This is a genomic window from Aromatoleum toluolicum (genome assembly GCF_012911005.2).
GTDB lineage: Bacteria > Pseudomonadota > Gammaproteobacteria > Burkholderiales > Rhodocyclaceae > Aromatoleum > Aromatoleum toluolicum.
Genome location: NZ_WTVS01000031.1, coordinates 1 through 13,807, shown reverse-complemented (window position 1 = coordinate 13,807; position 13,807 = coordinate 1). Strand labels below are relative to the sequence as shown.

15 protein-coding genes are annotated in these 13,807 nt (G+C 63.2%); 4 read left to right on the top strand and 11 right to left on the bottom strand.

Going from position 1 to position 13,807, the window contains the following annotated elements:
- Positions 1-171 precede the first annotated feature (171 nt).
- From GPA27_RS15260 to GPA27_RS15235, 6 genes are all read right to left on the bottom strand, one after another.
- The gene (locus tag GPA27_RS15260; RefSeq protein WP_169141429.1) at positions 172-1,368 is read right to left on the bottom strand and encodes a ligand-binding sensor domain-containing protein; all 1,197 of its coding nucleotides are present in this window, start codon (positions 1,366-1,368) and stop codon (positions 172-174) included.
- Between the two features lie 88 nt (positions 1,369-1,456).
- Positions 1,457-2,536 carry a ligand-binding sensor domain-containing protein gene (locus tag GPA27_RS15255; RefSeq protein ID WP_169141428.1) on the bottom strand — a complete coding sequence of 360 codons (1,080 nt, stop codon included), beginning with the start codon at positions 2,534-2,536 and terminating at the stop codon, positions 1,457-1,459.
- On the bottom strand, positions 2,533-2,847 hold the full coding sequence (locus GPA27_RS15250) for a c-type cytochrome (protein WP_169141427.1): 315 nt from the start codon (positions 2,845-2,847) through the stop codon (positions 2,533-2,535). Before GPA27_RS15250 ends, GPA27_RS15255 begins: the two co-directional genes overlap by 4 nt.
- On the bottom strand, positions 2,844-3,497 hold the full coding sequence (locus tag GPA27_RS15245) for a tetratricopeptide repeat protein (protein WP_169141426.1): 654 nt from the start codon (positions 3,495-3,497) through the stop codon (positions 2,844-2,846). The genes GPA27_RS15250 and GPA27_RS15245 overlap by 4 nt, the downstream gene beginning before the upstream one ends.
- A 1-nt stretch (position 3,498) precedes the next feature.
- A complete protein-coding gene (locus tag GPA27_RS15240; RefSeq protein ID WP_169141425.1) occupies positions 3,499-4,923 on the bottom strand; it encodes a sigma-54-dependent transcriptional regulator in 1,425 nt (474 codons plus the stop codon).
- A 39-nt stretch (positions 4,924-4,962) separates the two neighbouring features.
- Positions 4,963-6,513, bottom strand: coding sequence for a sensor histidine kinase (locus GPA27_RS15235; RefSeq protein WP_169141424.1), 1,551 nt, complete (start codon positions 6,511-6,513; stop codon positions 4,963-4,965).
- A 259-nt stretch (positions 6,514-6,772) separates the two neighbouring features.
- Between GPA27_RS15235 and GPA27_RS15230 the strand changes: the two genes are divergently transcribed.
- The 4 genes from GPA27_RS15230 to GPA27_RS15215 all read left to right on the top strand — a co-directional run bounded on the left by GPA27_RS15230 (position 6,773) and on the right by GPA27_RS15215 (position 10,522).
- On the top strand, positions 6,773-7,300 hold the full coding sequence (locus GPA27_RS15230; RefSeq protein ID WP_256222972.1) for a tetratricopeptide repeat protein: 528 nt from the start codon (positions 6,773-6,775) through the stop codon (positions 7,298-7,300).
- 94 nt (positions 7,301-7,394) lie between these two features.
- Positions 7,395-8,270 (top strand): hypothetical protein, encoded by an 876-nt coding sequence (locus tag GPA27_RS15225; RefSeq protein ID WP_246261149.1) that lies wholly within the window; start codon positions 7,395-7,397, stop codon positions 8,268-8,270.
- A 15-nt stretch (positions 8,271-8,285) separates the two neighbouring features.
- Positions 8,286-9,065 (top strand): type IV pili methyl-accepting chemotaxis transducer N-terminal domain-containing protein, encoded by a 780-nt coding sequence (locus GPA27_RS15220; protein WP_169141423.1) that lies wholly within the window; start codon positions 8,286-8,288, stop codon positions 9,063-9,065.
- A gap of 35 nt (positions 9,066-9,100) precedes the next feature.
- Positions 9,101-10,522: a multicopper oxidase family protein gene (locus GPA27_RS15215; RefSeq protein ID WP_169141422.1), complete on the top strand. Its 1,422-nt coding sequence runs from the start codon at positions 9,101-9,103 to the stop codon at positions 10,520-10,522.
- 31 nt (positions 10,523-10,553) lie between these two features.
- On the opposite strand, the gene GPA27_RS15210 is transcribed toward GPA27_RS15215, so the two are convergent.
- From GPA27_RS15210 to GPA27_RS15190, 5 genes are all read right to left on the bottom strand, one after another.
- Positions 10,554-11,144, bottom strand: coding sequence for a TlpA family protein disulfide reductase (locus GPA27_RS15210; protein ID WP_246261147.1), 591 nt, complete (start codon positions 11,142-11,144; stop codon positions 10,554-10,556).
- Positions 11,125-11,331, bottom strand: a complete 207-nt coding sequence (ccmD, locus tag GPA27_RS15205; protein WP_050414227.1) for a heme exporter protein CcmD — start codon at positions 11,329-11,331, stop codon at positions 11,125-11,127. The genes GPA27_RS15210 and ccmD overlap by 20 nt, the downstream gene beginning before the upstream one ends.
- Positions 11,328-12,101, bottom strand: a complete 774-nt coding sequence (ccsA, locus tag GPA27_RS15200; protein ID WP_211165020.1) for a cytochrome c biogenesis protein CcsA — start codon at positions 12,099-12,101, stop codon at positions 11,328-11,330. The genes ccmD and ccsA overlap by 4 nt, the downstream gene beginning before the upstream one ends.
- 226 nt (positions 12,102-12,327) lie before the next feature.
- A complete protein-coding gene (locus tag GPA27_RS15195) occupies positions 12,328-13,260 on the bottom strand; it encodes a hypothetical protein (RefSeq protein ID WP_246261145.1) in 933 nt (310 codons plus the stop codon).
- A gap of 42 nt (positions 13,261-13,302) precedes the next feature.
- A partial coding sequence (locus tag GPA27_RS15190) for a c(7)-type cytochrome triheme domain-containing protein (RefSeq protein WP_169141421.1) occupies positions 13,303-13,807 on the bottom strand: 505 nt, incomplete at its 5' end.

Genomic DNA, 13,807 nt, shown 5'->3' with positions numbered 1-13,807 from the left:
GTTCAAGCTTATCGAATGGATCGGCGAGGGCGTCGAAGACCTGCCTGAACCCGCACAGAGGAACCGCATGCCGGGCGTCGGCGGTGATGTGTTGATTCTCCGGGCGCAAAAAAGCCGCCCCACTGAGTGGGGCGGCCCGGGTGCTGCTGTGAAACTATCCTGCCGCTGCGCTCAAATGGCCGGACGGATATGGGCAACACCGCCGTAGCTGCCGATCCAGAGGTCGCCTTCCTTCGTCGTCGTCATCGAGAACACCGTGTCGTTGAACAGGCCATCGGCCGACTTCATGATGCGGAACTGATCGCCTTCCTTGACTGCCAGGCCGTTGTTCGTGCCAATCCACAGACGATTCTGCTGGTCGCGGTGCAGCATGAAGACGTGATTGCCGGGCAAGCCTTCAACAGTGGTGTAGTTCGTCCATTTCTGACCGTCGTAGTGCGCCAGGCCGCCACCCCAGGTGCCGGACCACACCGTGCCGTCCTCGTCGACGACGAGTGCAATGATGTAGTTCGGGTTGTAAGCCTGGTCGATCCCCTCGAGACCCATCTCGCGCTTCTGTTGGGCGTGGTGCAGCGATTCCTTGGCGGGATCGCTCTTGTAAGCGATGTCCTGCTTGACCTTGTCGTAGTCCGCGCCGACGCCCCGGGAGTGGTTCCAGTTCTCCCACTTGCCATCCATGAAGCGGGCCATGCCGCCTTCGGTCGCGAGCCACATTTCACCGTTCTTGCCTTCGGCGAGGCCGTACACCCAGTCGTTCGGGAGGCCGCCGCTGGTGCTTTCAACGGTGTGGAGCTCCCATGCCGCCGGATCCTTGAGCTTGCCGCCGCGGACGCGGTTTACGCCCGACCAGGTTGCGATCCAGATGTCGCCCGTACGGGTTTCGACCACGTCATACACGAAGGCGTCGCCCAATCCTTCGGGAATGTTGTAGGTGTCCCACGTGCCGGTCTTTTCGTCCAGCATCGACATGCCGCCACCGTAGGTGCCGACGGTGATCTTGCCCTGTACCCGACCGACATAGAACATGCCGTTCGACAGCAGACCGCTCTGGTTGTCGAACATCTTGTACTCGTCGCTGCGCGTGTCGTAGCGGATGACGCCGCCCGAAGTCGCGACCCAGATCACGCCATTGTCGGCAAAGATCTTCTTCACGTTCTTGTTGCCGACGCGGAAGTGGGTGAATTTCTCGTTCGGGTCGACGCCAACTTTCCCCTCGCGGACCTCCTGTCCACCGGCGGCCGGTTGGGCGCCGGCGGGGGCGCTCGCGACGGGTGCGGGGGCCTTGGCCTGCTGCTGGCCGAGCGTATAGGCGCCGGCAATCGCGACGGCGCCGACGATGGCGGCGACGGCTGCAACTTTGTAACTCATGCGAAAGACTCCAGTATAAGTTCCGGTAGTCGCCCGGCCGGCGGGAGCCGCAGAGCGGTCCGCCAGCGCGTCCGACCGTGAGTGTTTATTACTTGCCGATGACCGCCACGCCGCGACGTGTTCCGACCCAGACGTCGCCGTTGTCGGCTGCCGCAATCGTGTACACGTGCGTGTCGAGCAGACCTTCCTTGGTCGTGAAGGAGCGCCAGTTCTTGCCGTCGAAGCGCGATACGCCCTTGTCGGTGCCGAACCAGAACACGCCTTGCTTGTCCTGCGCGATCGAATACACGATGTTGCCGACCAGCCCGTCCTTGCTGTTGTAGTTCTTCCAGGTCTTGCCGTCGAAGCGCGCGACCCCGCCACCCCACGTGCCGACCCACGCATCGCCCTGCGGGTCGATGTGCATCGCAAACGAGTAGTTAGGATTGTAGGTCGGCTGGCCGTGTTCCATCGTCGTCAGGTCGTGGCGCGACCGCGTGCCAAGACCCGTGTTGCTCGATGCGGGGAGTTGCTCCGCGTTCGGTGCGCCCAGACCGTCCTTGTGCGTCCAGGACTTCCAGGTCTTGCCGTCGAACATCGATACGCCACCTTCGGTCGCGAACCACGCGCGTCCCTTGGCGTCGACGTCAAGGCCATACACCCACTCGTTGATGAGTTCCTTGACGTATTTCTTGAATTCGCCGGTCTTGACGTTGTAGTGGTTCACTCCCGCCCAGGTGCCGATCCAGAGGTTGCCATCCTTGTCGTTGGCATAGGAGTAGATCCAGTAGTCGGCGAGGCCGTGCATCGGGAAGTAGGTCTTCCATTTGCCGTCCTTGTAGCGCGAGGCTCCACCGGCGTTGGTGCCGAACCATTTGTAACCCTGCGAATCGATACCCACGGCAAACACGTATTCGTTTGCGAGTCCGTCGGCGCGCGTGAAGGTGTTGCGCGGCTTGCGCGTGGAGAGGTCGATCTCATGCACCCCGGTGGATGTGCCCACCCAGATGGTGTTGGTGCCTTTCTCGATGGTCAGTGCGCGCACATAAACGGTGTCGCCGACATTGAAGGTTTCGCGGACCCGGTAGTCGGGCGCCGGTGCCTGGGCGAAGGCGGATCCGGTCATGCAGGTGAGGGCGATTCCGACCGCCGCGAGGGAATGTCGCGCGTGCTGCAGGTTCAGGGTCATCGTTGAAGTGTCCGTAGGTAAGCAATTACGTCGAGGATTTCTTGGTCCCTCAGAATGCCGTTGAATGATGGCATGGTCATTTTCCCTGCCTTGATCGTTGCGAGCAACATCATGTCTGGCTGCATCAGGCGCTCGCCGCGTGAGAAATGGGGGGCGTTGGGCAAGGCGCTGTGGCCGCCCGGGCCGTGGCACCCGATGCAGTGCTGACTGTAAATGCGCTGGCCCGCGATGACATTGGCGGCGAGCGACGTGCCAGGCACAAGCACTGCCGCAGCGAGCACCGATGAGGCGATCCTGCTAAGGAACTTCATTTGCGCGCTCCTTTCTTGCCTATTCCAAGAATCGCGGCAACGCGTGCATCCCATTGGTCGGCCATTACGCCATCGACGGAAAATCCGTACTTGCCGCTGCGATAGCCTTGGGCGACTGCCTTGATGGCATCGAGTTCGCCGAGTTCCGCGGCCTGGAGGAGCACCTCGCGGGCTTCCGGGGAATCGGAATTGTCGGTGCCGAGGCGCTTGTCTCCGCGAACGTAGCCAAGGGCCAAGGTCACCGTCGCGAGCCTGTGCCCCTTGCTCGCAGCCGAGCGCATGAGCCGTCCCGCATCGGCCGGATCGGGAGGGGGAGCCTCGCCCGTGAAGTACATCTTTGCGAGCCCGTACTCACCATCCACGTCGCCCTGCTCGGCAGATTTCCGAAGATACGGGAGGGCTTCATCGTCCAGTTCGGCGCTATCGAGGATAGAGCCGTAGAGCGCCTGCGCGGCTCCGTGTCCGGCATCGGCCGCCTTCTTCAGCGGCTCCATTGCGCCCGCGACGTCGTTCAAGCGGTACGCATCGCGCCCGCGTTTAAAGTCGGTTTCAGCATCGGCGCGGGCCACCACGCTGCTTGCCAGCAAGACCAATGCAATGAGTGCATGGCTGAAAGCGGGAACTGCTTTCTCGGTTCCGGGAAGCTTCATGCTAGGTTCCTTGTTCGGAGTTTTGGGCGCGGGCCGGATGGGAAGTGCCGCTTTCACTCCGGTGAATTCCAAATGCCTCGAATTCCTCGAGTTTGCGATAAAGACTCGACAGACCGATGCCCAGTTTCTGGGCGGCGGCACGCCGGTCGCTACCGGTTTCATCCAGCATCCGGTAGATCACGCTGGCCTCGAACTCGCGTAATTGATCGCGCAAGCTTCGCTGGGTAGCAATGGGTGTGCCATGAGCCGGTGCGGGCGGAACGGTGCGGGCGATCTCCGGCGGTAGGTCGTCCAGCGTGATGCAATTGTCTTCGGCGAGAATGCAAGCGCGATTGATGACGTTCTCCATCTGGCGGACGTTCCCCGGCCATGGATAACCGATGAGGAGTCGCTCGACCTCGTCGGAGACGGTCAGGCAGGTGGCCGCATCGCGCTGATCGCGTGCGCGGTCGAGGATGAAGCGGATCAGGTCGCGGATGTCTTCCTTGCGCTCGCGCAGCGGGGGTATGTGGATGTGGAACATGCTGAGCCGGAAGAACAGATCCTCGCGGAACGTGCCCTCCTTGACCATCTGGCTGAGGTCACGGTTGGTTGCGGCAACGATCCGGCAGTCGACGCGGCGCGACTGCTCGCTGCCGACGGCGCGGATTTCCTTTTCCTCGATGGCGTGCAGGAGCTTGGTCTGCATCAGCATCGGCAGTTCGCCGACTTCGTCGAGGAACAGGGTGCCGAGATCCGCCTGCAGGAACAGGCCCTTGCGGGCCTTGTCCGCGCCCGTGAACGCGCCCTTGGTGTGGCCGAAAAACTCGGCCTCCATCAGCGTTTCGGGAATCGCACTGCAGTTGACCGGCAGGAACAGATGTTCGCTGCGGCGGCTCTGTTCGTGGATCAGGCGTGCGAGCACGCCCTTGCCGGTGCCGGATTCGCCGGTGATCAGCACGGTGCTGTCGGTGGGGGCCACCTTGCCCGCGAGGCGCTCCACCGCGGCCATCGACGGCGAGGTGAAGCGGAACTTGTCGGAGTCCGCCTTGGCGAACTTGCGCAGGACGCGGTTTTCTTCGCGCAGCCCGCGCAGGGCAGCGATCTGCTGCACCCGGTGCAGCATCTCCTCGACGTTGAACGGCTTGGTGACATAGTCCGAGGCGCCCAGGCGCAGGGCCTCGACGGCGGACTCCATCGAGGCGAACGCGGTGACCATGATGAAGTTGGTTTCGACGCCGGACTCCTTGATCGATCGCATGAGATCGACGCCGTTGCCGTCCGGCATCTTGATGTCGCAAAGCGCCAGGTCGACGTCTCCGCGGACCAGTTTGGATGCGGCCTCAGTGCAGTTGCGCGCTTCGTCGACCGAGTAGCCCGCCTGCCGGCAGGCGTCCGCGAGAATTTCCCGGACTGCGCGTTCGTCGTCGATGACCAGTATGTGCATCGAATTCCCTTGTGATGTGGATGCTGCCCAGTTCAGTTGTCAGGCTACCCGTTCGTGCGGGCGCAGGGGCAGGCGTATGCGCGCCGTCGCGCCCTTGCCGGGTTCGGAATCGAGCGTCAGCGTGCCGCCCGCGTCCTCGATCAGCTCGCGGCTGAGGGCGAGTCCGAGGCCGGTTCCCTTGCCGGCCGGTTTCGTGGTGAAGTATTCGTCGAAGACCTTCCCGAGCGTGTCGGCGTCGATACCGGCGCCGTTGTCCGCAATTTCGACCAGCGCCTCGTGCTCGAGCGCCTGCGTGCGCACGAGAATCTTTGCGGGATGGTCCGCAGCCATTTCCTCGAGGGCATCGGCGGCGTTGAACAGGAGGTTCATCAGAACCTGCGTCAGGTGATCGCCGATTGCCCGTATGGCCGGCATTTCGCTGTCGAGTTCGGTCGTCATGGCAATGCGCCGGAAGCGCCGGTCGTAGCTGACGAACGCGCAGGTATTGCTCACGATCTCGTTCAGGTTGAGCAACTCCGGGCGTTTGGGCTGTGGGCGCGTGAAATCGGCAATCTGCCGCGTGATCGTCGAAATACGCTTCGCCTGTTCGAGGATCAGTCCGGGGTGGCACGACACGCCGTGATTGGGGCATTGCTGTGACTGTTGGACCTGGTTCATGGCGCTTGCAACGCCCGTGATCGCCGCAATGGGATTGTTGATCTCATGCGCGAGCTGAGCCGCGAGGGATCCGACCGCCACCATCTTCTCTCGATGGAACTGTTCGAGACGCGCACGTTCAATATGGCGTTCGCGTTCGCGCAGATCCTGCTGCATGCGGTTGACCGCATGCATCAGCGTCCCCAATTCGTCATTGCGCGTAACGGGCAGGGGCTCATCGCGATTGCCATTCACGATTCCGTGTGCATGTGCCTCGAGTTTGCGGATATCCCACGTCAGGCGGCTGAAGAATATGGCGGTAACCGCGCCCAGCAGGATCAGTCCGATCACGAGCATGGCCAAACTGCTCAGTGTAATGCGATCGTAATTTTCCCGGTACTGATCGAGTAACCTCAACCGGTGCGCGTGCGCATTCTTCGTCACGCCGTCGAGTTCGATGATCAATTCGTTCAGGGTCGCACGTGCGACACCCAGGGTGCTGAGCGTCGGCGACTGAGCGAGGTCGCGCACCAGAGCGTGCAGCTTCCCGGCAAGCATCAGGACGGTCGGGTGACGGTCCTGTATCGCTTCGAGCAGGGACAGGCTGGCTTCGACCTCGATCATCGAGCGTATTGCCGACGATGCCAGGTCGTCGTCCGAGAAGGACATGTTCACGGAGAACAGCGTACGCGCCATCGAGGTGTTGATCTCGAGGAGCTGTGCTTCGGTGCGGTGGGCCATCTCGAGTTCGTCTACTACGTGCAGCAGGCCCTGGCGCTGCGTTTCGGTCGATACGCCGATCAGCAGCGAGTAGGCGACCATGAGGATGAAGGCGATGATTCCCTTCGCCCGGAGCGAGAGCGAGCGCGGCTGCCGCCCGAGGTGATCTTGCGGTCGTGTTTCGTCGTCGGGCATCTCGTAGAGACCGTCGGCCGTGCTGAAGGTCGTGTTCATCTCATTTCTCTGGGCGCGTACCGCTTCCGTCGGAACTGTCGGGCTACACTAGACGCGCACTCATGCATTTTCTCAGATGGCGCGATTGCCCGCACGATCGCGCCACGCGGGAGAAGCGAAAAATAAGAGCGCAGGATCGATGATACGTTCGCAATGGCCCGGGACGGTACGGTTATTGCGTGCGGGTTCGCAAATGCGCCGGGACCATGCCGTGGCGGCTCCCGGAAACAGAACTGACTTGATAGGGAGAAGGTTTTTCATGTTGCGTCGTCTTTCCTTTTGCATGTTTTTGCTGGCCGGAGCCGTGCATGCCGCCCCCATCGACGATGCTCTTCGCCAGTACGATGGCGGCCAGTTCGAGGTTGCCGCCGGACAGCTCGCGCCGCTTGCCGAGGGCGGGAATGCCGTAGCCCAGGAAAGGCTCGCCGTCATGTACTTCTACGGACGCGGTGTGCCGGAGGACGAGGACAAGGCGCTGCTGTGGGCCCGGCGCAGCGCGGACCAGGGCAATCTCGATGCAATGTACTTCATCGGCAACATGTACGTGTTCGGTGACAGACTCCCCAAGTCCGTGCAAGATCCTGACCAGGAGGCTGCGCGCTGGTACTTCGAAGCTGCACGCAAGGGGCATGCCGACGCGGAGTACGGTCTGGGGCTGCTGTTCCTCGCGGGCAAGGGCGTGGTTCAGGATCAGGAGGAGGCGATGCGCTGGATCCGCTCGGCAGCCGATCATGGTCACGCCGGTGCGCGATCTTTCCTCGGCGGATCAAAGGGGGCGGGGCACTGAGCTGGGTGCTCCAGGCGGCGAACATCCCGGGGGCTTCGGTTCTAGGTGGAGCAAGGTTTCGATTGATTTCATCGCACATGAACCGGAGAGGTCGATGAGATTGCGCTGGATGACGGGTGTCGTTGCCGCAGTGTTTGCCGTGACGGTGGGGGCGCAGGCGCCGGCTGACGGCAGCGATCAGAAGAGGCGGCTGGTCGAGCAGAAGATCCGCCTGGTCGAGACGCTGATCAACTCTCCGGCGGCGAAAGGCGCGGCGGAAGGGCGCGAAGCGGACTCCCGGGGGCTCATCGAACAGGGGAAGCGCGCGATCGACGAGGCGCGCAAGGCGCTGGCCGACACCCGCTTCGACGACGCCGCCAAGCTGGCGGACGAGGCCTTGCGATCCGTGTCGAGCGCCTCGCGCCGGATGTCACCGGGCGAAGGCGCCTTGCCCGAGAGCGCGCAGCGCAAGAACCTGCAGGATCTCGGCGACCAGGTCGGGATGTACCGTAGCTCGATCGAGGAGCTGTCCAAGGACGCCCAGAAAGGAGCTGCCGCCAAGGCATTGCTCGGGCGCGTCGATGGCCTGACGACCGAGTCGAAGAAACTCGCCGAAGCGGGGCGCGTCGGCGAGGCCGGGAAGAAGATGGCCGAAGCCTACAAGCTTGCCGTCGAGGAGTTGTCGCGCCTGCGGGCGGGCCAGGAGGTCTTGCTGTCGCTGAAGTTCGACACGCCTGCCGATGAGTATGCATACGAGAAAAAGCGCTTCGCAAGCAACGAGATCATGGTCGACATGATGGTTGCCGAGGGGCGGGCCGCCGGCGACAAGCGGCGTCTGGTCGATGGCTTTGTCGAGGAAGGGCGCAGGCTCGGCGCACAGGCCGACGAACAGGCGAAGGCAGGTCAGCACGCGGAAGCGGTCAAGCTCATGGAGCAGGCCTCCGCCCAGTTGATTCGAGCCTTGCAATCGATGGGCGTACCGGTGTTCTGACGCGAGGAGCGCTGAATGATGCGGAAACTGTTCGTTCTCCTCTGGGCGTTGATGACATTTGGGGCCGCGCACGCCGCTGGGCAGTCGGTTGTATCCTCGGGCGACATCAACGCCGCCGGCGAGCTCCGGATGCTGTCGCAACGCCTGGCCAAGTCCTACGTGCAGCTGGGCCTCGAAGTCGTGCCCGCCGTTGCGCTGGAGCAGCTGCAGGATTCGATCACGCGCTTTGAGCGCAATCTGGAGCGCATGCAGTCGCTTGCGGCCGTCGTCCCGCCGACTGCGTCGTCGATAGAGCGCGTGAGACGGGACTGGTCGGCGCTGCGTGCCGCGGTCGTCGATCCCGCCGACAGGACGCGCGCGCTGCTCGCATCCCGGCGCAGCCTTGATGTCCTTGAGAGCGCGGACCAGCTTGTCCGTACCCTGGAAGCGGCGTCCGACAGCGCAGGGGCGCGCAGGGTCAATCAGGCGGGACGCCTGCGCATGCTCTCGCAACGTGTCGTGAAGGCCTACATGCTGTACTCGTGGGGAGCGGATACGGCGGCAAGCCGCCGCGAGATGGATTCTGCCGCCGACGAGTTCGCGCGCGGCCTGACCACTCTCGCTGCGCTGCCGGACAATACCGCGGACATGCGTGCCGAACTCTCGGAAATCGCCCTGCAATGGGAGTGGCTGCGCACCGCCCTGTCGGTGGAGGGGGCCGGCTCCTATCGGCTGGTTGTTGCGGAGGCGGCAGACTCCATACTCGCGGCGACGGATCGTCTCGTTCGCCTGTACGAGCACACGGAATCGCGCTGACCCGCACCTGATCAATTTCGTCCGTGGGGGACTCGATGGGTATTTCGCGCCGCCAATTCATCAAAGCCGCCGCATCGTCGCTCGGCGTAATCGCACTTGCGCCACGGCGTGGCATGGCTGCCGCTCAGCGAACCGCGATGTTGCGTGCCGTGCCGGTGGATCAGCCGATCCGCGCGGGTGCGCCGCGGACGAATTTCTGGGGCTTCAACGGAAGCGTGCCCGGGCCACTGCTGCGGTATCGCAAGGGCGAGACGGTGCGCCTGACCTTCCAGAACGCGCTGGAGGCCGAATCCGCAGTGCACTGGCATGGAATCCGCGTCCCGAACGCCATGGATGGTGTTCCCTATGTCACGCAAAATCCGGTGAAGCCGGGCGAGGAATTCGTCTACGAGTTCGCGCTCCCGGATTCAGGCACCTTCTGGTACCACCCGCATCAGTCAAGCTTTGAACAGGTGCCGCGCGGACTCTACGGCGCGTTGATCGTCGAGGAGGAGCGGCCGATCGAGGTCGATCGCGAACTCGTCTGGCTGCTGTCGGACGTGCGGATCGGCGACGATGGTCTGCAGATCGAGGATTTCGGCCGCGTCCTGGATATCGCAAACGATGGGAGGGTCGGCAACGAGGTTCTGCTCAATGGCAGGGCGGCCGGAGCTGGAAATGTGCTCGAAGTCAGAAGCGGCGAGCGCATTCGCCTGCGGCTGATCAATGCGGCAGCGGCCCGGATCTTCCAGCTCGAATTGCACGGTCACGCAATGAACGTGATCGCCTATGACGGGCAGGCGGTCGAGCCGCATGCGGTCGAGCGTCTGGTCCTCGGACCGGGAATGCGGGCAGATCTGGTGGTCGATTGCATGCAGGCCCCCGGTAGCCGCTTCCTCATGAACGATACCCACCGCCGCAGCGCGGGGCCGATCGCGTCGCTGGTCTATGGCGATGCGCGCCCCTTGCGCCGCCAGCCGCTGGGCGCCCCGATGCGGCTGGCGCCCAATCGCTTGCCGGAACCCGACCTCGCGAAGGCGACCGAGCACTACATCATGTTCCAGGGCGGGATGCGGGGCGTCCCGACGATGGGTATCGTCGATGGCAAGCCGGTCCGCACCCATGAGCTGATGGAGCGGCATGGACTGGCGTGGACGATGAATTACACGGCCCAGCATGAACACGCGCTGATGCACGAGCCGTTTCTGCATCTGCAGCGGGGCGAGCACGTTGTTCTGCGCATGATCAACGAGACCGACTTCGTTCACCCCATGCACCTGCACGGTCATTTTTTCCGCGTCGTGGCCGTCGACGGTCACAAGGAAGCCCGGCCGGTCTGGCGCGATACGGTCATCATGGGGCCGCGCCAGACGCTCGACGTCGCGTTTGTCGCTGACAATCCGGGCGACTGGATGTACCACTGCCACATTCTCGATCATGCCGCAGGCGGCATGATGGGGACGATCCGGGTCGCGTAATGCACGCGTGGTGGTCGGCAGAGTGCGCGGGCTAGGGTTTGGTTGGCGTCTTCACGGCGAAGCGGCTGCGCACGTCGCGCACAGTCATCGGATCGGCCCAGTCCCGCTGTCCGAGGTGACTACCCAGGATGCGGCCGTCTGCCCCGACGTACAGGGTCTGGGGGAGCGCAACAGCCCCCACTGCGGCCATCGCCTGGCTCGGTGAATTCGCAATGCTCACCGGCAGGGTGATGCCGTACTTGAGGATAAACTCGCGCACGAGGTTGTGGTCGCTATCGACGGACAGCGCGAGAACACGAATGCCATCGGGGGCGAGAAGGGCTTCGAGTCGCTGCAGCGAGGGCATTTCGGTGCGGCAGGGCGCGCACCAGGTCGCCCACAGGTTAACCACGGCTGGACGGCCTTTCAGCCAATCCTGACTGCTAATGGTTCCACCTTCGAGGCCGGTGAGTTGCAGCGCCGGCATGGAGGTCGGCGTTTCCCCGGCCCATCCAGGTGCCGCAGGCTGAATCAGAAGCGCAATGCCTGCAAGGGCAGCGAAGATGCAGCGAAAGAGTGCTTGCCGTGCCGTCGCAGCGGTGTTGGCGGGCGGCGATGCTTGATCAGAATCTCGAGTCCTCATTGCGTGGTTTCCTTTCCTTTCTCGCAATTTTGGCATAACGGCCAAGATGCTCAAGGATGGAACGACGCGTCAATGCGATGACTGCAATTTCCGTGAAGATGACAACGACCGCGACAAGATAGGCGCTCCAGACGTACAGGCCGTCGCCGCCCATCGCCCAGAATTCGCTCCAGCTGCCCCAGTTCATGGTTGCGCCCCGAAGTTCTGTACAACCCACTCGCTGTTGCGTTCGCGCTTGAGTATCACATTGCGCAGGCGGGCGAGCGTCGCCGCAACGGCGTACGCGAGCAGTCCCAGGGTCATCAGGAGTATGCCCGCTGCGATGGCCGGACTATCCGGCGCCGCAAGGCCTTGCGGCGCGTTGCCGTACATTGCGCTCCAGCGAAAGACGGCGAAGTAGAGCAGGGGCATTCCGAATGCTCCGACCAAGGCCAGGAGGCCGCTGGCGCGGTCGGCGCGGCGTGTGTCATCGATGCCCTCCTGCAACGCAACGTAGCCGAGAAAGAGGAAGAGCACCAGCAGTTCCGCAGTCAGGCGCGCCTCCCATACCCACCACGCACCCCAGATCGGTTTGCCCCAGAGGGATCCAGTCCATAGCGCGAGGAACGCGAATAGCGCTCCCGTCGGAGCGAGTGCCGAAGCGATCATCGAGACGAAGCGCTGGCGGCGAAAGAGACCATAGCCCGCCGTGCCCGCGGTAACGAAGTAGATCGCGACGGACAGCCAGAGTGATGGGGTATGTATGAAAGCGATGCGGTAATGCTCGTGCTGATGAGGATCCGTCTGGGCGACGGCCAGACCGACGAACAGGCCAATCGAGCAGAGCACTGCCGCAGCGCAGGCAAACCAAGGGAATAGCCGTCCCGCATGAACGTACCCGCGCTGCGGGGTCGCTTCCGACCATGCGGCCAAAGGCGGCGATTCGTCCGAGTTGAGGGTGCTGCTGAGTGCGGGCATCTTGTCGTGCGTGGTCGCTGGCGGGGTTGTATTAGTGAGCTAGCAATCGGCATGCCGGCCTGCAGTCGCGGGAAGTCGGGTGCAGGCCCGCAAGCTGCTGCGTTCCAAGGTGCGGAGTCAGGGCGGTGGGCGGACGGCGTTCCTGATTTCAGGAATTCCGCCCTTTCGGGACCGCATCAGGGGCGTGCCGGCTCCGGAAACATGCTTGAGCGCGGCAAGGAAAGGCTTAGCCGGGGATATAGATGCCGGCGCTGCGGATCGCTTTGACGAGTTCGCTGGTCGATTGTTCGAGCAACTTGATGCCTGCCTCGAAGTCCTTGCGCGATGCGGCCGCTTCGGCCTCGCCGCGGAGCGATCCGGCGCTCGTGAGGAATTCCGTGACGCGCGGGCTCATCGGGGCTCCGGCCAGCTTTTCCTCGAGCAATACCTTTACGAGCATCTTGTGCGTCTCGTTGCGGTCGATCTCGTAGTGGTATTCCTCTTCCTTTGATGCGAAGTTGAGCGAACGTACCAGTGTGTCGCCGGATCGCATCGAGCTGACCGATGCCTTCGCAAGGAGGTATGCCTGTTCAAGAATCGTCCGGCCGCTCGCATATTGGCCGGCTGCGGCCTTGCGCTCCGCGTCGGCGATGAGGGCCTCGACTTGGCGGCTGCTTTCCTGCGATTCCTTGTTACCCTTTTCCGACGCAATTCGCTGCTGCGCGGAAAGCAGGGCGCGGACACTCTCGAGCTTGTTCTTGTAATCCGTTTCGACTTTCTTTCCGGTGACGCTTTCCGGCGCGGCAAGCCGTGCCGCTTCAAACATCGTCTTGCTCGCCGCCGAGAGCAGGCTGGAAGCCTTTGTGAGATCGCCCGCGTCGAAGGCGCCCTTCGCTTGCGAGTACTGATCCTTCGCCGCTTGGCGCTTCTCGATGGCGGCGGCCTCACCGCTGGATTCGATCTGGCGCGCAGCAGTGGATTTCTCGATCAGCGTGCCAACCGATTCGAAGCGACGCTCGAGTTGGGCTCGGTCGGGCTCGTTGGCCTGGAGTCGGGTCGAAGCGCTGCCCGGCGGTACGGGCTCGGTCTGCGCCATCGGCGCGCCGCCGGAGGCGAGCGTCAGTACCAGTGCAAGCGCAGCATGCCCAGGAATCGCATTACGGAAGTTTGGTTTCATCATTGCGGACTCCAGGGCATGCATGTTGTTGACTGCAAATACGACTTACTGACCCGTGCGGGCGACCGGGCCGTCCTTCTTCTTCGAGTGGCACAGACGGCACTCGGACACCGGGAACGCTACCTTGCCATGGCACACGCCGCACTTCTGCCCGAGAAGGATGGCCGCCATGCTGATCTGGTTGGCGCCCTTTTGCGGGATGAAGATTGCGGGGTGGCAGTTGGAGCAGTCAAGCCACTCGGTGTGCTGCTTGTGCGGGTAGACGACGTCCGGCATCGATCCTTTGACTTCGCGGACGATGTTCAGATCCATCACGACCGGCACTGCGTTTGCATCCACACGGTCCCAGCGCGGATTGATCGCGCGGTCTTCGAGGGCCTTGACCCAATTGACACGGTTGCCCGCGTTGCTGCGGGGAAGCGTCTCAAAGGCGGACAGCGGCGGCATCAGCGCTGCGGTGCCTTCGCTGGCGGGGTCGTGGATGCCGTCCTGCGACGGCGGCAGGTTGCGCTGATTGGCCGGCTTGAGCAGGCGGTTGAAGCGGTTGACG